Origin of the sequence: Streptomyces sp. NPDC005423 (assembly GCF_040606415.1) — a bacterium.
Taxonomy (GTDB): domain Bacteria; phylum Actinomycetota; class Actinomycetes; order Streptomycetales; family Streptomycetaceae; genus Streptomyces.
The window spans coordinates 92418-113246 of record NZ_JBEXET010000008.1 but is presented as its reverse complement, the minus strand read 5'-3'; the positions used below and the strand labels follow the sequence as shown (position 1 = coordinate 113246).

Genomic DNA, 20829 nt, shown 5'->3' with positions numbered 1-20829 from the left:
GGTCGGAAAGCCCCCCCGACTCGACGTGAACCGGACGGCTGACGGCGCTACGCCGACTCCCGGATCACGAGCTCCGTGGGCAGGATCACGCCCGCCGTGTCCTCGCCGGCTATCTGTGCCAGGAGCATGCGGACCATCTCGGCGCTGATGCGCTCGTAGGGCTGGCGCATGGTGGTGAGCGCGGGGGTGACGGCGGTGGCTGCGGCCGAGTCGTCGAAGCCGCCGACAGCGATGTCATCGGGGACCGAACGCCCGGACTGCTGAACGGCGTTGACCACGCCCTGGGCCATGAGGTCGGAGGCGACGAACACGGCGTCCAGCTCGGGGGCGCGCGCCAGCAGACGGCGGGCCGCTTCCTCGCCGCCGCTGCGCCGGTAGTCGCCCTCGGTCACCAGCGCCTCGTCGTAGGGCAGTCCCGCTTCCAGGAGTACGTCCCGGTAGCCGGCCAGCCGGTCGGTGCCGCCGGGGGTGTCCAGCGGGCCGGTGATCATGCCGATGCGGCGGCGGCCGGTGCTGAGGAGGTAGCGGACCATGTCACGGGCGCCGTCCCGGTCGGCGGCGGCGACGTAGCCCACCTTGGAGCCGAGGCCGAGCGGCTTGCCGCAGGCCACCAACGGGATGCCGGCGTCGCGCAGTTCGGCCGCGACCGGGTCGCCGCTGTGGCTGGAGACGAGCAGCACCCCGTCGACGTGGCCCGAGGTGATGTACCGGGTCAGCCGGCGCCGGTCGTCCCGCGAGGAGGCGAGCATCAGCAGCAGGGGGACGTCGTGCCGGGCCAGGTGCTCGGTGCAACCCCGCAGCAGTACATTGAAGTTGGGGTCCTCGAAGAACTTCTCCTGCGGTTCGGTGAGCAGGAACGCCACCGAGTCCGACCGTCCGGTGCTCAGGCTGCGGGCGTGCCGGTTGACGACGTACCCCGTTTTCCTGATCGCGGACTCCACGGCGCCGCGGGCGGCCGGCGACACGTAGTGGCCGCCGTTGAGGAAACGGGAGACGGTGCCTCGTGAGACGCCCGCCTCCCGGGCCACGTCGTGGATGGTGGGGGGTTTGCGACGACCGTTCGGACTGGTGGCCACCGCTCAGGCCTTGACCGAGCCGCTGAGCAGGTCCAGCGACCAGAACCGCTGGATCACCAGGAAGAGCCCGATCAGCGGCAGGACGGCCAGCAGACACCCGGTGATGACCAGGGTGTAGAGCGCCGGCTGCGAGTTGCCCTGGGCCAGCAGGGTGTAAAGGCCCAGCGTGATCGGGAACTTGGTGTCGTCGGCGAGCATCACGTACGGCAGCAGGAAGTTGTTCCAGATGCCGACGAACTGGAAGAGGAAGACCGTGATGAGCCCCGGCATCATCATCGGCACCGCGATCCGGGAGAAGATCCGCCACTCGCTCGCGCCGTCCATCCGGGCCGCTTCGAGCAGTTCGACGGGGACCGAGGCCGCCGCGTAGATACGGACGAGGTAGACGCCGTACGGGGAGAGGACCGAGGGCAGCAGCATCGACCAGTACGAGTCGGCGAGGCCCGCCTTCGACAGCAGCAGGTACTGCGGTACGGCCAGCACGACGCTCGGGACCAGGACGCCCGCCAGCATCAGCTTGAAGACGAACTCCCGTCCCCGGAAGGCGAAGCGGCCCAGCGCGTAGCCGCCGGCCGCCGACACCGCGGCGGAGAGCAGGGCGCCGAGGCCCGCGTAGAACACGGAGTTGGCCATCCACCGCCAGTAGATGCCGTCGCGGTAGGCGTTCAGCTCCTTCAGGTTGTCGAGGAAGCCGGTGCCGGGCGCGAAGGTGAACGTGGAGAACAGTTCGCCGCGGCCCTTGGTCGCCGCGATGACCACCCAGGCGACGGGGATCAGGCAGTACAGCGAGCCCAGGAGCAGCACCAGGGTGGGCACCCAGGCGGTGCGCCGCGGTCCGCGGGCCGGCCGGGGGCCGGCGGCGGTGAGGGTCAGGGGGGTCATGCCCGGTCCTCCCGGGTGTAGCGGTCGGAGATGCGCAGCAGCGTGAAGGAGAGCACGAAGGTCGCCACGGCCAGGACGACCGCGGTGGCGGAGGCGCCGTAGATGTCGGACTGGCGGAAGGCCACGTCGTAGATGGCCATCAGCGGGCTCCAGGAGGTGGAGAGGCCGTTGGTCAGCGGCCTGAGCGCCATCGGCTCGGTGAACACCTGGAGAGTGGCGATCACCGAGAAGAAGAAGGTGAGCACCAGCGACGGCAGCACGATCGGGATCTTGATCTGCAGGGCGATCTTGAGGTCGGACGCCCCGTCGATGCGGGCGGCCTCGTAGATCTCGGCGGGGATGGCCCGCAGCGCCGTGTAGATCACGATCATGTTGAAGCCGGTGCCGCCCCACACGGCGATGTTCGCGAAGGAGAGGTACAGGTTGCCGCCGTCGAACAGGTCGGGCTGCGGCAGGTCGAAGGCGCGCAGAAGGTAGTAGAAGGGGCTGACCGTCGGCAGGTAGAGGAAGCCCCACATCAGGGCGGCGATGATGCCGGGCACCGCGTACGGCAGGAAGATCGCCAGCCGGGCGAACTTGGCGCTGCGCGCCAGCGGGGTGTCCAGCATCAGCGCGAAGACCAGCGCCAGCCCGAGCATCGTCGGGATGACGATCAGGCCGTAGCCGAAGGCGCGCAGGACGCTGTGGCCGAACTCGGAGTCGTGCAGCACGGCGGTGTAGTTGCCCAGGCCGTTCCAGACCTGCCGACGGGCGCCCTTGCCGAGCCCGATGCCGCTGACCTGGACCTTGTGCAGGCTGAGCCAGAGCGCGTACCCGACGGGCACGACGGTGAAGGCGGCGAGGAGCAGCACCGCCGGCAGCAGGAACCAGTACGGCGCGCTGCGGCCACGGCCGCGGGAGCGGGAGCGAGGGGGACGGTGGGGGCGGACGGACGTGGCCGGCCCGTCCGCCAAGGGCCCGGCCGTCAGCCGGCCGGAGCCCTTGAGCGGCGTGCTGGTCATGCCTCGGTCACCTTGAAGCCCTGCTTCTTCATGTCGGCGAAGGTCTTCGACTGCATGGCGGCGAGGGCGGAGTCGAACTGTGCGGACTTCCTGGCCTTGGTCGCCGCGCCGAAGCCGTCGGTGAAGGCGTCGTAGGCGATCTGGACGTTCGGCCCCCAGGCGGAGGCGGCCGTGGTGGCGGCGACCTTGGCGGCCGTGTCGTAGAAGTCGGTCTGGTTCGGGAAGAACGCGGGGGTGGTGAGCACCGAGCCGGACTGGCCCTTGGTGGCCGCCGGGTAGAGGCCGGCGTCCTTGACCAGGGCGGCCAGCGCCTCCGGGTCGGTGTTCAGCCAGTGCGCGAACCCGGCCGCGGCCTCGGCGTGCTTGGAGTCGGTGGAGACACCGGTGGAGGAGCCGCCCCAGCTGCCGGTGACGCTCTCGCCCGCGCTCCACTGCGGCAGCGGGGCCATCCGCCACTTGCCCTTGGTGTCGGGGGCCGAGCTGACCAGGACGCCGGGCGCCCACACGGCGGAGACCCAGGCGAGGTGGGTGCTCTTGTTCAGGGCGTTGTTCCACGCGGGGGTGTACATCGGCTGGTTGTCGATGACGCCCTCCTGGACCAGGCCGCCCCAGAAGTCGGCGGTCTTCTTGGTGGCCGCGTCGTCGATGCCGACGGTCCACTTGCCGCCGCCGTCGACGGTCCACCACTTGCCGCCGGCCTGCTGCGACAGACCCGCGAAGAGACCCGGGTCGTTGGAGGAGAACGTGGTCAGGTAGGCGTGCGGCAGCGCCTTCCTGGCGGCACGGGCGGTCTTGGCGAACTCGTCCCAGGTGGTCGGGACGGTCAGGCCGTGCTGCTTGAAGAGGTCCTCGCGGTAGTAGAACATCAGCGGCCCGGAGTCCTGCGGGATCGCGTACACCGCGTCGGTGCCGAGCGTGACCATGCCCCAAAGGCCCTCCGCGAACTCCGACTTGGCGGACTTGGCGTACTTGGAGATGTCGGCGAGCACGTCGTTGGAGACCAGCGTCGGCAGGGACTGGTACTCGACCTGGATGAGGTCGGGGGCGTTGCCGGCCTTCTTCGCGGTGATCAGCTTGGAGAGGATCTCGCCGCCGCTCGCCTGCTTGGACACGGTGACCGTGACGTCCGGGTTCTTCTTGTTCCAGATCGCGACGACCTTGTCCATGTTGGGTGCCCAGGACCAGTACGTCAGCTTGACCGGACCGCTGCTCTTGCCGGAGTCGTCGGAACCGCCGCAGGCGGCGAGGGTGCCCGTCAGACCGGCTGCTGCTGCCCCGGCAAGAATGCTGCGCCTGCTGATCTGGCGGCGGTGGATCGACATCTTCATCTCCCCTGACTGAGAAGGAAGCCGGCCTCGGATGTCCCGCGTGCCCGCCGATCCCCGGGGGAGTGGGGCGGCCGGCACGAGACCGAGGGGCTCTGCGCGAGGGCCGCGCGGCTCTGTGATCGTGCACAGTAGAGAATTGTTTCGCCCCCTTGTCAATGGATGAGACGTGGGGTTACCTACTTGTTGCTCGCAGATGTCAGCCGCATCTACCCCTGTGCACGATCACAGAAAAGTGCCCCTTCCACCCGTCGAACCCCGGGGAGCAAACTCATGCCGTCCGCCGCCCGACAGGCCCCTCTGCCGCTCGCCTTCGGGGGTGACTACCACCCCGAGCAGTGGCCCCGCGAGGTGTGGGAGGACGACATCCGGCTGATGCGCGAGGCCGGTGTCACCGCCGTCTCCCTCAACGTCTTCACCTGGGCACGGCTGGAACCCCGCCCCGGCGAGTACGACTGGGACTGGCTCGACACCGTCATCGGCCTGCTGCACACGGCCGGCATCGCCGTGAACCTGGGCACCCCGACCGTCGTACCGCCCGCCTGGTTCTACCGGGCGCACCCCGAGGCGCTGCCGGTGACGCGCGAGGGCGTACGCCTCGCCTTCGGCTCACGCGGCGCGATCTGCCACTCCAACCCGGACTACCGCACCGCCGCGACCACGATCACCACCGCGCTGGCCGAGCGCTACGGCGACCATCCCGCCGTCGTGCTCTGGCACGTCCACAACGAGTACGGCGCCCCCGTCCTCGCCTGCTACTGCGACATCTGCGCGGCGGCCTTCCGGGTCTGGCTGAGCGACCGCCACGGCACCGTCGACGCCCTCAACGACGCCTGGGGCACGGCCTTCTGGGGCCAGCAGTACGGGGACTGGGAGGAGATCACCCCGCCCCGGACCACCCCGTCCGTGGGCAACCCCGCCCAGCAGCTGGACTACCGGCGCTTCGCCGACGCCCAGGCCCGCGCCGCCTTCGTCGCCGAGCGGGACATCCTGCACCGCCTCTCCCCCGGCGTGCCCGTCACCACCAACTTCATGGTCGCCCCCAGCCAGGGCCACACCGTCGACTACTGGGCGTGGGCCAAGGAGGTCGACCTCGTCACCAACGACCACTACCTGATGACCGACGGCCGCCGCACCCACGTCAACCTGGCCCTCGCCGCCGACCTCACCCGCTCGGTGGCGGGCGGCGCCCCCTGGCTGCTCCTGGAACACGCCACGTCCGGGGTCAACTGGCAGCCGTACAACCCCGCGAAGCGGCCCGGCGAGATGGCCCGCAACTCGCTCGGCCACGTGGCCCGGGGTTCCGAGGGCGCGATGTTCTTCCAGTGGCGGCAGTCCCGGTCCGGCGCCGAGAAGTTCCACTCCTCGATGCTGCCGCACTCCGGCACCGACAACCGGATCTGGCGCGAGGTCACCGACCTCGGCCGCCGCCTCGCCGGCCTGGCCGACCTGCGCTCCACCCGCACCCGCGGCGACGTGGCCGTGGTCTGGTCGTGGGAGTCCTGGGGGGCGCAGAGCCTGGAGTGGCGCCCGAGCAAGGACCTCGACGCGCGCGAGCGGCTGGACGCCTTCTACGAGACGCTCTACGACCGGCATCTCACGGTGGACTTCCTGCCGCCCACGGGACTGGCCGGCCTGGACCCGGCACGGTATCCGCTGCTGGTGGTACCGCAGTTGTACGCCGCCCCGCTGTCGATCGCGGCCGACCTGGAACGGTATGTGACGGCCGGCGGCATCCTGCTCGTCTCCTTCTTCTCCGGGATCGTCGACGAGAACGACACCCTGCACCCGGGAGCCCACCCGGGCGCGCTGCGGGACGTACTCGGCCTGACCATCGAGGAGTTCGACCCGCTGCTGCCGGGCGAGACGGTACGGGTACGGGGCGCGGACGGCACCCTGTACGAGGCGGATCTCTGGTCGGAGACCGTCGTCCCGGCCGGCTGCGAGACGGTCGCCACGTTCGCGGACGGCCGTACGGCCGGAGGAGCGGCGCTCACCCGGCACGCGCTCGGGTCCGGCGCGGCCTGGTATCTGGCCACGCGTCTCACCGGCGCCGATCTGGCCGCCGTGGTCGACCTCGCCCTTGCGGATGCCGGCATCGCGCCGTCCGGACTGCCCCGCGATGTCGAACTCGTCGTACGGGAGGGCGAGTCGGGCACGTTCCGGTTCGCCGTGAACCACACCGGGAGCGAGGTGAAGGTGCCGCTGCCGGACGGGAGTTGGGCGACGGTGGGCGCGGGTGCGGTCGAGGTGTTCCACACACCGCGCCGAACCGGTCCACCACCGAGTTGAGGCCGCGGTCGACACCGTCGCGGTCGAAATCCTTGCAGTTGAAGTCGTCGCAGTTGAAAGGGAACCACGTAATGCGCAGACGCAGTGTTCTCACCGCCGCCTCGGCCGCCGCACTGGCGGTACCGGCCCTGGCCGCCGCACCCGCCGTGGCGAGTACCGGCACGGCAGGCACGGCCGGCGGCGCGCCGGACCGGCGGCGGCTGGAGATCCGCGGGATGGACATCTCCTCGCTGCCCAAGGACGAGGCGAGCGGCGCGGTGTACCGCCGGGCCGACGGCCGCCGCGACGACCCGGTCCGCATCCTCGCCGACGCGGGCGTCACCCACGCCCGCCTCAAGGTGTGGGTGAACCCGGCGGACGGTTACAACAACAAGGAGCACATCCTCCCGCTGGCCAGGCGGCTGCGGAGGGCCGGCATCGGCATCTGGGTCGACTTCCACTACTCCGACACCTGGACCGACCCGTCCCACCAGGCGAAGCCCGCCGCCTGGACGGACCTGGACGTGCCCGGTCTGACCAGGGCCGTCTACGACCACACCGCCGACGTCCTGGGTGCGCTGCGCCGCCAGGGCACCCCGGCCGGCCTGGTGCAGATCGGCAACGAGATCAACGGCGGCATGCTCTGGCCGGAGGGCGACTACAACCACTGGGCCGACCTCGCCGGCTTCCTCAAGGCCGGCCTCACCGCCGCCCGCGACACCACACCGCGCGTCCGCACGATCCTCCACCTGGCCAACGGCGGCGACAACGGCCTGTACCGCTGGTGGTTCGACAACGCGGTGTCCTACGGCGTCGACTTCGACATCATCGGGCTCTCCTACTACCCGTTCTGGCACGGCCCGTTGGCCGACGCCGCCGCCAACATGGCCGACATCACGGCCCGTTACGGCAAGCCGTGTGTGATCGCCGAGACCGCCTACCCGTTCACCCTCAAGAGCGAGGACGCCACGAACGACATCCTCTACGACCCCTCCCAGCTCACCGCGGGCTACCCCGCGACCCCCGAGGGCCAGGCCGCCTGGATCCGCGCGGTGGCCGACCTCGCGGCCGGTGTTCCCGGCGGGCAGGGTCTGGGCCACTGCTACTGGGAGGGCGTGTGGACCTACCGTGCGGGCGACGGCTGGGACCCGGCGGACCCGACCTCCGGCAACGCCTGGGAGAACCTCGCCCTGTTCGACTTCACCGACCGCGCCCTCCCCGGACTGAAGACGCTGGGCCGGTACCGGGCGTAGGGCTCAGGAGCGCCGGCCGGCCGCCCACGCCGAAACCGACGACCGCGGCGTCGACTTCGGCGCGAGCGGGCCGTGGCGGCACGGGCGGGCCGCGACGCGGGTACCGGCCGTCCGCAACACGGGCGCGGCTTTCCGCGACAAAGGACGGGCCGTACGCGACACGGGCACGGGCCATGCGCGGCACGAGCACCGGCCGTCCGTGCCGCGAACACCGGCCGTCCGCGACGCGGGCGCGGGCCGTCCTCCTGCTGGTGTGCCCGTGAACTACCCGTGTGCCGCGGCCAGATGACGGGCCAGCCGCGGTGACGCGAACTCCGTGCCGCAGACGAACCGCATCACCGGTCCGTACGACGACGCCGCCGGAAGCCCGGTGAAGTAGAGACCGGGCACGGAGGAGACGTATCCGGCGCCCAGTTTCGGCGTGCCCCGGCTCACCGCCAGCCGGGTGCGCAGCTCGGGGGCGAGGAAGTCCATCGCCGCGATGTCCACCCGGTATCCCGTCGCGGCGATCACGTGGTCGGCGGCGAGTTCCCGGGTTTCGCCACCCGAGGCGAGGACGGTGATCGCCGGCCGGCCCGCGCCGGCGTCCGCCCGGACTATCCGGTCGACCTCGCTGACCCGCACCTTCCCCTCGAAGCGGTCGCGCAGCCACCACGCGCCGAGCGGTCCGAGCACCCGGCGCACCAGGTAGTGCCGGGCGCCCTCGGGCAGACGGCGGTACGGCTGGGGGTAGTAACTCAGGGCCCAGAGCGACCACGCCCGCCCGAAGGGCGACTCGGGGCGCAGCTTCGGCTGCTGCCAGGGCGGCGCGCCGAACGCGACCCGGCCCCGGCCGCGCGAGACCACCCGGACGTCCGCGCCCGCCTCCGCCGCGAGGACCGCCGTCTCCAGCGCGGACTGCCCGGCGCCGACGACGATCAGCTCCCGGCCCTTGAACCGGCTCAGGTCGTGGTGCTGCGAACTGTGCGAGACGGGACCCGTGGGCGTGGGCCCGTCCGCCGCCGCGCCGGCCAGCTCGGGCGGGAGATGGGCGAGGCCGGACAGTCCGGTGGCCACCACGACCGCGCGGGCCGTGAACAACTCGCCCGAGTCCAGCTTGAGTTCGAAGCCGCCGCCGGGACGCCGGTCCACGGACACCACCCGCACCCGCTCCAGCCGGGGCACCAGCTTCTGCTGGAACCACTCGCCGTAGCCGATAAAGGTCTCGACCGGGATGATGTCCTCGTCCGTGACCAGGCGCGGTATGCCGGCCGCGGTGCAGTAGTCGGCGAGGGTGTGGCCGGGCTGCGGGGCGTCGAAGCTGGAGGCGGCCGGCGTCGATTTCAGGAGCATTCCGGCCGGCATGTGGTCACGCCAGCTGATCATGGGCTCGCCGAAGACGCGCACCGGGAGGCCCCGCGCCCGCAGATGGGCGGCGGTGGACAGACCGAACGGCCCGGCCCCGATGACTGCTACCGGTTGAATCACGAAGTCCCTCCCCAGGACGTACTGCTCATCACTTCGTGGTGGTGCTGCCGCCGTGGCGGTTGGCGCGCCACAGCTGGTACAGGTGTTTCGCGCCTGGCCGCACGAGGCGGGCGAGCATCGTGAAGAAGGGCCGCAGGTCGTCACCGGCGAGCCAGGCGAGCTCCGTCCCGCTCGCGCGCGCCGGTGCGTGCGGCGTCGTATAGCCGCTGCGGCGGTAGGCGAGGAGGGCGGGCAGGTCGATGTTCTCCACGACGTAGCGGTGGCCGGCGCGCTGTTCCCCCTCCGGGACGGAGCGGCCGGTCAGGTCGAGGTGCATGGCGCGGACGACGTCCACCCCGGACTCGTTCTCGAAGAGGCGGAACTGGGCGCCCATGCGGGGGTTGAAGTCGAGGAGCTTGTAGCGGCCGTCGCGGCGGTCGAAGCGCAGGTCGAGGTCGATGATCCCGGTGAAGCCGAGCTGTTTGATGAAACGTGCGGCGAGATCCGCGAGTTCCGGGTTGTCGACGACGTACGCGTTCGCCGTCATGCCCGCGTGCGGGGGCCAGGACCGCACCTTCACACCGGTGAACAGGGCGAGCGGGGCGGAGTCCCGGTCGAAGTAGGCGTGCACGATCCAGTCCTCGGCCTCCTCCCGCGGCAGGTACTCCTGGAGGATCACCCCGGGGTGCTCGCCCCAGTCACGGGCGAGCGTCAGCAGCCTCTCGCGGGTGTCGATCCGGGTCGTGCCGTTGACGGCGGGCCGGGAGCGGCGGACGAACGCCTCCCTGTTCTTCGCGACCAGCGGGAAGCGGGCCTTCTCGGCGAACTCGGCGATGTCGTCGGAGGAGTGCGGAAAGGCGGCGGAGGGAGTGGGGATGCCGTGCTCCACGCAGAGTTCGTGCAGCCCCTGCTTGCTCGCCAGCCGGCGCGGTAACCCGGCCTCCACCGGCGGGAAGAGGAAGCTTCCCGCGAGGGCGCCCTGGTGCTCCGCGATCAGCACGGCCGCCTCTTCGTCGGTGGGGACGAGCACGGTGGGACGTCCGATACGGCGACCGACGCGCAGCAGCCCCTCCACGAGCCGCTCCGGCGCCTCCGTGCCCCTCGTCGGCCACACGAACGCACGGCGCAGATAGCGGGAGGCGGCGGCCGGCGTGTAACGGTCCTCGGTGATCGCGTACATGGGCACGCCCAGCCGGCCCAGACTGCGGATCGCGCCCACGCCACCGTGGTGCAGCGGGTAGTCGCCGAACTTCACTATCAGGCCCGGCACTTCGCGATCGGCCTCGAACGGCATGGCAGCCACACCCTCGGCCACGGGTCCCCCCACGTGTCCCCCCTACGGACCGGACCCACCCCGTCCGTGTCCCCCAAAGGACGCTAAGCCGGAATTGCCCGCTCCGACAAGGCCTATTCGGACATTGCGAACTCTTTAGACACTCCCGGTCCGGGCAACTCGGCCGTAACGTGTGGCGCGGCCTTCCGCACCCGGAACGCCCGAGAGCCACGTACCCGAAAGCGAGGCAGTACCCATGCCCCCCTTCGACGTCTCCGAGGGCGACCCCTTCGGTCCGCACAACCTGCCCTACGGTGTCTTCTCCCCCGCCGACGCCCCTGCGGCCGAACGGACCGTGGGCGTCCGCCTCGGCGACCAGGTGCTCGACGTGGGCGCCGCCGCCGCCGCGCTGGGCTCGCCGTACGTGACCCTCCTGGCGCGCCCCTCGCTGAACCCGCTGCTCGCCGCGGGCCGCACCGCGTGGTCCGACGTCCGGCGCGCGCTGACGGCGTGGGTGACGGTCCCGTCCCACCGGGAGACCATCGCGCCCTTCTTCCACCCGCTCTCCTCGGTGACCCTGCACCTGCCCTTCGAGGTCGCGGACTACGTCGACTTCTACGCCTCCGAGAACCACGCCCGCAACGTCGGCCGGATCTTCCGCCCGGACGCGCCGGACTCGCTGACCCCCAACTGGAAGCACCTGCCGATCGGTTACCACGGCCGGGCCGGCACGGTCGTGGTCTCGGGCACCGACGTCGTACGGCCGTCCGGTCAGCGCAAGGGTCCGGCCGACCCCACGCCGGTCTTCGGCCCGTCGGTCCGGCTGGACATCGAGGCGGAGGTCGGCTTCGTGGTCGGGGCGCCCTCGGAGCGGGGCCGGCCCGTGGGTCTGGCCGACTTCCGCGAGCACGTCTTCGGGCTCTGCCTGCTCAACGACTGGTCGGCACGCGACATCCAGGCCTGGGAGTACGTCCCGCTCGGTCCGTTCCTCGGCAAGTCCTTCGCCACGTCGGTGTCGGCGTGGATCACCCCGCTGGACGCGCTGGAGCAGGCGCGGGTGGCGCCACCGGAGCGCACCCACGAACTCCTGCCCTATCTGGACGACTCGGCCGAGGAGCCCGGCGGCTACGACCTGCGTGTCAGCGTCGCGGTCAACGGCCATGTGGTCTCCGAGCCCCCTTTCTCCACGATGTACTGGACGGCCGCCCAGCAACTGGCCCACATGACGGTCAACGGCGCCTCCCTGCGCACCGGCGACCTCTACGGCTCGGGCACGGTGAGCGGCCCCGCCGCACACGAACGTGGCTCCCTCCTCGAACTCACCTGGAACGGCCAGGACCCCCTCCAACTCCCGGACGGCAAGCGGGCGTTCCTGGAGGACGGCGATGTGGTGACCCTGTCGGCGTGGGCACCGGGGGCGGACGGGACCCGCGTCGGACTGGGCGAGGTGACCGGCCGGATCACGGCGGGACACACCACCCCGGAAAACTGACCCGACCGCCTGCTGAGCAGGGGGGCGGGGTGAGGGCGGGTGCTGGGGGCGAAGGCGAAAGCGGGGGGCGAAAGCGGGGGCCGGGGTCGGTGTCGGTGTCGGGTTCGAGGCAGGGCCAGGGTCGCGCCCCGGGCCGGCCCGGAAGACAGGGCCGAGGTCATAGCCGGGGCCGGGGCGGGCGGGCGGAGCGGTGCGGCCGGACCGGCGGTGCTCAGTGGAACCGCCAGCACTCGCGCAACCGCCGGCACTCGCCGGACCGGTGGGCTCCGTACCCCTGACGTCCGCCGCCCGCGCCGTCATACTGGCGGCGGACGGTGTGCGCGTCACGTGTCCGCCGTCCCGTACCGCGCGTACCGCCCCAACCGCCAGCCCCGCACCCCCCGTTGACCAGGATCCGGAGCCCGTGGCATGACCGTCTGCCTGCTCCTGCTGAGCGTCGTCGCCTTCTCTGCCGCCGTGCCGACGCCGCGCGCGCTGACCCGGGCCGCGTGGCCCGAACGGGAACCCGTCGTCGCCCTGTGGGTGTGGCAGTGCCTGGTCGCCACCCTCCTGCTGTGCTGTCTGACGGCACTCGTCCTGGGCGCCGCCGCCGTCTTCCACACCGTCCGTGATCATGTCTTCGCCCCCGCTCCGCCCGCCGTCACCGCCGCGTACGACCTGTCCGCCGCCCCCTCCTGGGCGGTCGCCTTCACCCTGCTCCTGGCCTGCGGTGCCGCCTGGACGACGGCGATGCTGGCCCGTGAGGTCGCCGAGGCCCGCCGCCGTCGCGGCCAGGCCCGGGCGCATCTGCGCGAGCGCGCCCCCGACCTGCCCGCCGGCCTTCCGGCGGCCCGGGGTCCGCTGCTCGTCCTGGAGGACGAGTACCCGGACGCCTGGTGGCTGCCGGGCCACCCGCCCCAACTGGTCGTCACCACCGGCGCCCTGCACCGGCTCACCGGCCACCAGCTCGACGCGGTCCTCGCCCACGAGCGCGGTCACGCCCGCGCCCACCACGACTGGCTGCTGCATCTGTCGACCGCGCTGGCGACCGGCTTCCCGCGCGTCCCGCTCTTCGCCCACTTCTGCGACCAGACCCACCGCCTGGTCGAACTGGCCGCCGACGACACCGCCTCCCGCCGCTGCGGCCACCTCACGACCGCGCTGGCCCTGATCGAGCTCAACCAGCACCGCGGTGTGCTGTCCTGCGCCTCCAGCCACCGGCTCCTCGGCGAACGCGTGGACCGCCTGCTGGCACCCCCGCCCCGCCTCGACCGCGGCCACCGGGCCCTGACCACCGGGGTGGCGGCCCTGGTCCCGCTGCTGCCGCTGCTGATCGCCTTCGCACCGGGGCTGACGGCTCTGGCGTAGCCCGCCCTACATCCAGTCCTCCGGCTCCGGCTCCTCGTCCATCTCGGGCCAGTACTCCGCACCGGGATCGGAGGCGGTGGCTCCGCGCGCCGCCGACCCCTGTGCCGGAGCGGGGGTTCTGGAGGGGGTCGCGGAGGGGGTCGCGGAGGGGGTCGCGGTGCGCTGCCGAGCGGGAGCCGGGGTGGCTGTCGTGGCAGGGGCCGGCGCCGCGCCCGATGTCCCGTCCGCGGCTTCTGCGGGCGGGCCGCCCAGCGAGTCCAGCACGCCGAGGACGCCCTCCCCGTAGGTCACCAGTTTCTTCTCGCCGACCCCGCCGATCTCGCCGAGCCGGGCCACCGACGTCGGCCACGCCAGGGCGATCTCCCGGAGCGTGGCGTCGTGGAAGATGACGTACGCCGGGACGCCCTGCTCGCGGGCCTGTTCCGCCCGCCAGGCGCGCAGGGCCTCGAAGGCGGGCTGGAGCGACTCGGGCAGGTCGGCCGCGACGGTCTTCGTCCTGCTCCGCCCGGAGGACGAGGTGGTCGACCGTGCGGCCGTCGGCTTCTTCGGCTCCTTGCGCAGCGCCACCTCCCGCTCGCGCCGCAGCACCTCCCCGCTCTCCTCGGTGAGCACCAGCGTGCCGTACTCCCCCTCGACCGCCAGCAGCCCCTGGGCCAGCAACTGCCTTACCACGCCCCGCCATTCGCCCTCGGTGAGGTCCTCGCCGATGCCGAACACCGAGAGCTGGTCGTGGTCGAACTGGATCACCTTGGCCGTCCGGCGCCCCAGCAGGATGTCGACGATCTGCACGGCGCCGAACTTCTGGCCGCGCTCCCGCTGCAGCCGCACGATCGTCGACAGCGCCTTCTGGGCCGCGACCGTGCCGTCCCAGGTCTCGGGCGGGGTGAGGCAGGTGTCGCAGTTGCCGCAGCCCTTGGCGTCGGGGTCCTGGCCGAAGTAGGCGAGGAGCTGGGCCCGCCGGCACTGCGCGGTCTCGCACAGGGCGAGCATCGAGTCCAGGTGGGCAGCGGCACGGCGGCGGAACGCCTCGTCGCCCTCCGAGGACTGGATCATCTTCCGTTGCTGGATAACGTCGTTGAGGCCGTACGCCATCCAGGCCGTGGAGGGGAGTCCGTCGCGGCCGGCGCGGCCCGTCTCCTGGTAGTAGCCCTCCACCGACTTGGGCAGGTCGAGGTGGGCGACGAACCGTACGTCCGGCTTGTCGATGCCCATTCCGAAGGCGATGGTCGCGACGACGATCAGGCCGTCCTCGCGCAGGAACCGGGACTGGTGGGCCGCGCGGGTGCCCGCGTCCAGGCCGGCGTGGTACGGCACCGCCGCGATGCCGTTGCGCGAGAGGAACTCGGCCGTCGTGTCCACCGATCTGCGCGACAGGCAGTAGACGATGCCCGCGTCACCGGCGTGCTCCTCGCGCAGGAAGTTCAGGAGCTGCTTCTTGGGGTCGGCCTTGGGCACGATCCGGTACTGGATGTTGGGCCGGTCGAAGCTCGCCACGAAGTGCCGGGCGTCCGGCATGTGCAGCCGCTGGGTGATCTCCTGGTGCGTCGCGTGCGTGGCCGTCGCCGTGAGCGCGATCCGCGGGACGTCCGGCCAGCGCTCGCCCAGGAGGGAGAGGGACAGGTAGTCGGGGCGGAAGTCGTGGCCCCACGAGGAGACACAGTGCGCCTCGTCGATCGCGAAGACCGAGATCTTGCCGCGCGAGAGGAGGTCCAGGGTGGAGTCGAGGCGCAGCCGCTCCGGCGCGAGGTAGATGAGGTCCAGCTCGCCTGCGAGGAACTCCGCCTCGACCACGCGCCGCTCGTCGAAGTCCTGCGTGGAGTTCATGAAGCCGGCGCGCACGCCGAGGGCGCGCAGCGCGTCCACCTGGTCCTGCATCAGCGCGATCAGCGGTGAGACGACGACGCCCGTACCGGGTCTCACCAGGGCGGGGATCTGGTAGCAGAGCGACTTGCCGCCGCCGGTGGGCATAAGGACGACGGCGTCGCCGCCGGCCACCACATGCTCGATGACCTCTTCCTGTGCGCCGCGGAAGCTGTCGTAGCCGAAGACACGGTGGAGTGTGGCCAGCGCCTCGCTCTCGCCGTGTACCGCCGACGTCTGTGCTGCGGTCGTCACAACCGTCCCGCCCATTCCGTACCTCGCTCGTCCCCCGTGCGTCGTCCTTCGACCACTGCGTCCACGATAGGGGTCCGCGCCGACAGCGCCCGAGTTATCCACAGGCGGGGGATCATTTCGTATGACGTTGGGGCCCGGAGTGCATGCCGTCGGGCCCTGCCGGCATGAGTGGGCCCCGGCTCCTGGGTCAGGAACCGGGGCCCGAGGCAGCCGCTCAGCGGACGAAGACGCCCGCCTGGCTCGCCAGGTCGAGGAAGTACTGCGGGGCCACGCCGAGGACCAGCGTCACCGCCACCCCCACGCCGATCGTCGCCATCGTCAGCGGTGACGGGACCGCGACGGTGGGACCGTCCGGTTGCGGCTCGCTGAAGAACATCAGCACGATCACGCGGATGTAGAAGAACGCGGCGATCGCCGAGGAGATCACACCGACCACGACCAGCGGGGCCGCCCCGCCCTCAGCCGCCGCCTTGAACACGGCGAACTTCCCGGCGAAACCGGAGGTCAGCGGGATGCCGGCGAAGGCCAGCAGGAACACCGCGAAGACCGCCGCGACCAGCGGGGACCGCCGCCCGAGCCCGGCCCACTTGGAGAGGTGGGTGGCCTCGCCCCCGGCGTCCCGTACGAGGGTGACCACCGCGAAGGCGCCGATCGTCACGAACGAGTACGCGCCCAGATAGAAGAGGACCGACGAGACGCCGTCCCGGGTCGTCGCGATGACACCCGCGAGGATGAATCCCGCGTGCGCGATCGACGAGTACGCCAGCAGCCGCTTGATGTCGGTCTGGGTGATCGCGACGATCGCGCCGCCCAGCATGGTGATGATCGCGACGGCCCACATGACCGGCCGCCAGTCCCAGCGCAGGCCCGGCAGCACGACGTAAAGCAGCCGGAGCAGCGCTCCGAAGGCGGCCACCTTGGTCGCCGACGCCATGAAGCCGGTCACCGGGGTCGGCGCGCCCTGGTACACGTCGGGCGTCCACATGTGGAACGGCACCGCGCCCACCTTGAACAGCAGCCCCATGACGATCATCGCGGCCCCGATGAGCAGCAGCGCGTCGTTGCCCATGGTGCCGGCGAGCGCCGGGTCGACGGAGGTGAGCGAGCCGTCGACGACCTGCGAGATCGTGGCGTACGACACCGAGCCCGCGTAGCCGTAGAGCAGGGCGATGCCGAACAGGGTGAACGCGGAGGCGAAGGCGCCGAGGAGGAAGTACTTGACCGCGGCCTCCTGTGACATGAGCCGCTTGCGGCGGGCCAGGGCGCACAGCAGGTAGAGCGGGAGGGAGAAGACCTCCAGGGCGACGAACAGCGTCAGCAGGTCGTTGGCCGAGGGGAAGACCAGCATGCCGGCGACCGCGAAGAGCAACAGCGGGAAGACCTCGGTGGTGGTGAACCCGGCCTTGACGGCGGCCTTCTCGCTGTCGCTGCCCGGTACGGAGGCGGCCTGCGCGGCGAAGGAGTCGACGCGGTTGCCGTGCGCCTCCGGGTCGAGGCGGCGTTCGGCGAAGGTGAAGAGGCCGACGAGGCCGCTCAGCAGGATCGTGCCCTGGAGGAACAGGGACGGTCCGTCGACCGCGATGGCGCCCATGGCCGCGATGTGGGCCTTGGTGGTGCCGTATCCGTCCGCGGCGAGCGCGACGACCGCCGCGAAGGCGGCGCAGAGCGCGACGGCGGAGACGAACACCTGGGCGTAGTAACGGGACTTGCGCGGGACGAACGCCTCGACCAGCACCCCGACGAGCGCCGCGGCCAGAATGATCAAGGTGGGCGACAACTGCCCGTACTCGATCTTCGGCGCGTCGATCTTCGAGAGCGGGTCGGCCGCTGTCGCCGCCGTTGTCCACAGGCTGTGGACGGCTGTTGCGCTCACTTGGCCGCCTCCACCGAGGGCTTGGGATCCTTCTTGTGTACGTCGGACAGGGTCTGCTTGACCGACGGGTTCACGATGTCCGTGAGGGGCTTCGGGTAGACGCCCAGGAAGACCAGCAGCACGATCAGCGGGGCGACGACCACGAGTTCACGCGCGCGCAGGTCCGGCATCGCGGCGACCGCGGGTTTCACCGGGCCCGTCATCGTCCGCTGGTAGAGGACGAGGGTGTAGAGCGCGGCGAGGACGATGCCGAAGGTGGCGATGATCCCGATCACCGGGTAACGCGTGAACGTGCCGACCAGGACGAGGAACTCACTCACGAAGGGCGCGAGTCCCGGCAGCGAGAGCGTGGCCAGACTGCCGATCAGGAAGGTGCCGGCGAGCACCGGGGCCACCTTCTGCACCCCGCCGTAGTCGGCGATCAGACGCGAGCCGCGGCGCGAGATCAGGAAGCCGGCGACCAGCATCAACGCGGCTGTCGAAATACCGTGGTTGACCATGTAGAGCGTCGCCCCGGACTGGCCCTGGCTGGTCATCGCGAAGATGCCCAGGACGATGAACCCGAAGTGCGAGATCGACGCGTACGCCACCAGCCGCTTGATGTCCCGCTGCCCGACCGCGAGCAGCGCCCCGTAGACGATGCTGATCACGGCGAGGACGAGGATCACGGGCGTGGCCCACTTGCTCGCCTCGGGGAACAGTTGCAGACAGAAGCGGAGCATCGCGAAGGTGCCCACCTTGTCGACGACCGCCGTGATGAGCACGGCGACCGGCGCGGTGGCCTCGCCCATCGCGTTGGGCAGCCAGGTGTGCAGGGGCCACAGCGGCGCCTTCACCGCGAAGGCGAAGAAAAAGCCCAGGAACAGCCAGCGTTCGGTGTTCGTCGCCATGTGCAGCGAACCACTGGCCCGCGCCTGCACGATCTCCTGGAGCGAGAAGTTCCCGGCGACCACGTAGAGGCCGATCACGGCCGCCAGCATGATGAGACCGCCGACCAGGTTGTAGAGGAGGAACTTGACGGCCGCGTACGACCGTTGGGTGGCCGCCGCCTCGTCGCCGTGCTGGTGTGCCCGGTCCCCGAAGCCGCCGATGAGGAAGTACATCGGGATCAGCATGGCTTCGAAGAAGATGTAGAAGAGGAAGACGTCGGTCGCCTCGAAGGAGATGATCACCATCGCCTCGACGGCCAGGATCAGCGCGAAGAAGCCCTGGGTGGGCCGCCACCGCTTGTTCCCGGTCTCCAGGGGGTCGGCGTCGTGCCAGCCGGCCAGGATCACGAACGGGATCAGCAGGGCGGTGAGCGCGATGAGCGCCACCGCGATGCCGTCCACGCCGAGTTCGTAGCGGACCCCGAAGTCGGCGATCCAGGCGTGGGATTCGGTGAGCTGGTAGCGGTCGCCCCCGGGGTCGAACCGCACCAGGATCGTGATGCCCAGCGCGAGCGTCGCCAGGGAGACGCCGAGCGCCAGCCATTTCGCGGCGGTGCGGCGCGCGGCCGGGACGGCGGCCGTGGCGACCGCCCCGAGGGCCGGGAGCGCCGCCGTCGCTGTCAGCAGAGGAAAGGACATCGGTATCAGACCGCCCTCATCAGCAGGGTCGCGGCGACGAGGAGTGCCGCACCGCCGAACATCGAGACCGCGTAACTGCGCGCATAGCCGTTCTGCAGCTTGCGCAGCCTTCCGGAGAGGCCGCCCATCGAGGCCGCCGTGCCGTTGACGACACCGTCGACCAGGGTGTGGTCGACGTAGACCAGGGAGCGGGTGAGGTGCTCTCCGCCGCGTACCAGGACGACGTGGTTGAAGTCGTCCTGGAGGAGGTCGCGCCGGGCGGCCCGGGTGAGCAGCGATCCGCGCGGGGCGACGGCCGGGACCGGACGCCGGCCGTACTGCCCGTAGGCGATCGCGGCGCCGATGACGAGCACCACCATCGTGGAGAGGGTCACCGTCAGGGCGCTGACCGGGGAGTTGCCCTCGGCATGGCCGGTGACGGGCTCCAGCCAGTGCAGGAAGCGGTCGCCGACGCTGAAGAAGGCGCCCGCGCCCACCGAGCCGACGGCCAGCACCATCATGGGGATGGTCATGGTCTTCGGGGCCTCGTGCGGGTGCGGCTCGACGCCGTTCTCGTCGGGCTGCCAGCGCTTCTCGCCGAAGAACGTCATCAGCATCACGCGCGTCATGTAGTACGCCGTGATGGCCGCGCCGAGCAGGGCCGTGCCGCCGAGGATCCAGCCCTCGGTGCCGCCCTTGGCGAAGGCCGCCTCGATGATCTTGTCCTTGGAGAAGAAGCCGGACAGACCGGGGAAGCCGATGATGGCGAGGTAGCCGAGGCCGAAGGTGACGAAGGTGATCGGCATGTACGAGCGGAGGCCGCCGTACTTGCGCATGTCGACCTCGTCGTTCATGCCGTGCATGACGGAGCCTGCGCCGAGGAACAGGCCGGCCTTGAAGAAGCCGTGCGTCACCAGGTGCATGATCGCGAAGACGTAGCCGATGGGGCCGAGGCCCGCGGCGAGCACCATGTAGCCGATCTGCGACATGGTCGAGCCGGCCAGTGCCTTCTTGATGTCGTCCTTCGCGCAACCGACGATCGCACCGAAGAGCAGCGTGACGGCGCCGACCACGGTGACGACCAGCTGGGCGTCGGGCGCCGCGTTGAAGATCGCTCCGGAGCGGACGATCAGGTAGACGCCCGCGGTCACCATGGTCGCCGCGTGGATCAGGGCCGAGACCGGGGTCGGGCCCTCCATGGCGTCCCCGAGCCAGGACTGGAGCGGCACCTGCGCGGACTTGCCGCAGGCGGCGAGCAGCAGCATCAGGGCGATGCCGGTGAGCCTGCCCTCGGAGGTGTCACCTACGTGGCTGAGCACCGGCCCGAAGGCGAAGGTCCCGAACGTCGTGAACATCAGCATGATGGCGATCGACAGGCCCATGTCGCCGACCCGGTTGACCAGGAAGGCCTTCTTGGCGGCGGTCGCCGCGCTGGGCTTGTGCTGCCAGAAGCCGATCAGCAGGTAGGAGGCGAGCCCGACGCCCTCCCAACCGACGTACAGCAGAAGGTAGTTGTCGGCGAGGACGAGCAGCAGCATCGCCGCGAGGAACAGGTTCAGATAGCCGAAGAAGCGGCGGCGGCGCTCGTCGTGCTCCATGTACCCGATCGAGTACAGGTGGATCAGCGAGCCGACACCGGTGATCAGCAGAACGAAGGTCATCGACAGCTGGTCGAGGCGGAAGGTGACGTCCGCCTGGAAGCCCTCGACCGGAACCCAGGTCCACAGGTGCTGCGTCAGGGTCCGGTGCTCGGCGCTCCTTCCCAGCAGGTCGGTGAAGAGCACGGCACCGATCACGAAGGAGGTGGCCGCGAGGGCCGTGCCGACCCACTGGCCGACGGCGTCGAGCCGCCGGCCGCCGCACAGCAGTACGGCCGCTCCGAGCAGAGGCGCCGCTACCAGCAGCGCAATCAGGTTCTCCACGATTCA

Annotated in this window: 14 protein-coding genes; 4 read left to right on the top strand and 10 right to left on the bottom strand. The window is 71.0% G+C overall.

Translation table 11 applies throughout. From position 1 onward, the window contains the following. Nucleotides 1–47: 47 nt before the first annotated feature. From ABZT12_RS12490 to ABZT12_RS12475, 4 genes are read right to left on the bottom strand one after another with little or no spacing between them, the layout of a single operon-like run. Nucleotides 48–1076 carry a LacI family DNA-binding transcriptional regulator gene (locus ABZT12_RS12490; protein ID WP_356381679.1) on the bottom strand — a complete coding sequence of 343 codons (1029 nt, stop codon included), beginning with the start codon at nt 1074–1076 and terminating at the stop codon, nt 48–50. A 3-nt stretch (nt 1077–1079) separates the two neighbouring features. Further along, on the bottom strand, nt 1080–1958 hold the full coding sequence (locus tag ABZT12_RS12485; RefSeq protein ID WP_356381677.1) for a carbohydrate ABC transporter permease: 879 nt from the start codon (nt 1956–1958) through the stop codon (nt 1080–1082). Further along, nucleotides 1955–2959, bottom strand: coding sequence for a sugar ABC transporter permease (locus ABZT12_RS12480; protein WP_356381674.1), 1005 nt, complete (start codon nt 2957–2959; stop codon nt 1955–1957). Before ABZT12_RS12480 ends, ABZT12_RS12485 begins: the two co-directional genes overlap by 4 nt. Beyond that, nucleotides 2956–4287, bottom strand: a complete 1332-nt coding sequence (locus tag ABZT12_RS12475) for an extracellular solute-binding protein (protein WP_356381671.1) — start codon at nt 4285–4287, stop codon at nt 2956–2958. Before ABZT12_RS12475 ends, ABZT12_RS12480 begins: the two co-directional genes overlap by 4 nt. Nucleotides 4288–4557: 270 nt before the next feature. Here ABZT12_RS12475 and ABZT12_RS12470 point away from each other — a divergent pair, with 270 nt between their 5' ends. Next, nucleotides 4558–6576 carry a beta-galactosidase gene (locus ABZT12_RS12470; protein WP_356381668.1) on the top strand — a complete coding sequence of 673 codons (2019 nt, stop codon included), beginning with the start codon at nt 4558–4560 and terminating at the stop codon, nt 6574–6576. 71 nt (nt 6577–6647) lie between these two features. Beyond that, nucleotides 6648–7808, top strand: coding sequence for an arabinogalactan endo-1,4-beta-galactosidase (locus ABZT12_RS12465; protein ID WP_356381664.1), 1161 nt, complete (start codon nt 6648–6650; stop codon nt 7806–7808). 264 nt (nt 7809–8072) lie between these two features. Here ABZT12_RS12465 and ABZT12_RS12460 read toward each other — a convergent pair whose 3' ends face one another. Further along, nucleotides 8073–9275 (bottom strand): FAD-dependent oxidoreductase, encoded by a 1203-nt coding sequence (locus ABZT12_RS12460; protein WP_356381661.1) that lies wholly within the window; start codon nt 9273–9275, stop codon nt 8073–8075. A gap of 28 nt (nt 9276–9303) precedes the next feature. Continuing rightward, nucleotides 9304–10548 carry an ATP-grasp domain-containing protein gene (locus ABZT12_RS12455; RefSeq protein ID WP_356381658.1) on the bottom strand — a complete coding sequence of 415 codons (1245 nt, stop codon included), beginning with the start codon at nt 10546–10548 and terminating at the stop codon, nt 9304–9306. A 235-nt stretch (nt 10549–10783) separates the two neighbouring features. Here ABZT12_RS12455 and fahA point away from each other — a divergent pair, with 235 nt between their 5' ends. Together fahA and ABZT12_RS12445 are read left to right on the top strand one after the other, a co-directional pair. Continuing rightward, nucleotides 10784–12019 (top strand): fumarylacetoacetase, encoded by a 1236-nt coding sequence (gene fahA, locus ABZT12_RS12450; RefSeq protein WP_356381655.1) that lies wholly within the window; start codon nt 10784–10786, stop codon nt 12017–12019. A gap of 408 nt (nt 12020–12427) precedes the next feature. Continuing rightward, nucleotides 12428–13366: a M56 family metallopeptidase gene (locus ABZT12_RS12445; RefSeq protein ID WP_356381652.1), complete on the top strand. Its 939-nt coding sequence runs from the start codon at nt 12428–12430 to the stop codon at nt 13364–13366. Between the two features lie 6 nt (nt 13367–13372). Here ABZT12_RS12445 and recQ read toward each other — a convergent pair whose 3' ends face one another. From recQ to nuoL, 4 genes are all read right to left on the bottom strand, one after another. After that, nucleotides 13373–15496, bottom strand: a complete 2124-nt coding sequence (gene recQ, locus ABZT12_RS12440; RefSeq protein ID WP_356381649.1) for a DNA helicase RecQ — start codon at nt 15494–15496, stop codon at nt 13373–13375. A gap of 199 nt (nt 15497–15695) precedes the next feature. Then, nucleotides 15696–17354: an NADH-quinone oxidoreductase subunit NuoN gene (nuoN, locus tag ABZT12_RS12435; protein WP_356381646.1), complete on the bottom strand. Its 1659-nt coding sequence runs from the start codon at nt 17352–17354 to the stop codon at nt 15696–15698. Then, nucleotides 17351–18922 carry an NADH-quinone oxidoreductase subunit M gene (locus ABZT12_RS12430; protein WP_356381643.1) on the bottom strand — a complete coding sequence of 524 codons (1572 nt, stop codon included), beginning with the start codon at nt 18920–18922 and terminating at the stop codon, nt 17351–17353. The genes nuoN and ABZT12_RS12430 overlap by 4 nt, the downstream gene beginning before the upstream one ends. 5 nt (nt 18923–18927) lie before the next feature. Then, nucleotides 18928–20823, bottom strand: a complete 1896-nt coding sequence (gene nuoL, locus ABZT12_RS12425) for an NADH-quinone oxidoreductase subunit L (protein ID WP_356381640.1) — start codon at nt 20821–20823, stop codon at nt 18928–18930. Nucleotides 20824–20829: the final 6 nt, after the last annotated feature.

Bases quoted from the DNA above. Each gene is read 5' to 3' on its own strand.
- recQ (WP_356381649.1), bottom strand. From the start codon at position 15,496: ATGGGCGGGACGGTTGTGACGACCGCAGCACAGACGTCGGCGGTACAC.
- fahA (WP_356381655.1), top strand. From the start codon at position 10,784: ATGCCCCCCTTCGACGTCTCCGAGGGCGACCCCTTCGGTCCGCACAAC.
- ABZT12_RS12475 (WP_356381671.1), bottom strand. From the start codon at position 4,287: ATGAAGATGTCGATCCACCGCCGCCAGATCAGCAGGCGCAGCATTCTT.
- ABZT12_RS12430 (WP_356381643.1), bottom strand. From the start codon at position 18,922: ATGTCCTTTCCTCTGCTGACAGCGACGGCGGCGCTCCCGGCCCTCGGG.
- ABZT12_RS12465 (WP_356381664.1), top strand. From the start codon at position 6,648: ATGCGCAGACGCAGTGTTCTCACCGCCGCCTCGGCCGCCGCACTGGCG.
- ABZT12_RS12445 (WP_356381652.1), top strand. From the start codon at position 12,428: ATGACCGTCTGCCTGCTCCTGCTGAGCGTCGTCGCCTTCTCTGCCGCC.
- ABZT12_RS12480 (WP_356381674.1), bottom strand. From the start codon at position 2,959: ATGACCAGCACGCCGCTCAAGGGCTCCGGCCGGCTGACGGCCGGGCCC.
- ABZT12_RS12455 (WP_356381658.1), bottom strand. From the start codon at position 10,548: ATGCCGTTCGAGGCCGATCGCGAAGTGCCGGGCCTGATAGTGAAGTTC.
- ABZT12_RS12470 (WP_356381668.1), top strand. From the start codon at position 4,558: ATGCCGTCCGCCGCCCGACAGGCCCCTCTGCCGCTCGCCTTCGGGGGT.
- ABZT12_RS12485 (WP_356381677.1), bottom strand. From the start codon at position 1,958: ATGACCCCCCTGACCCTCACCGCCGCCGGCCCCCGGCCGGCCCGCGGA.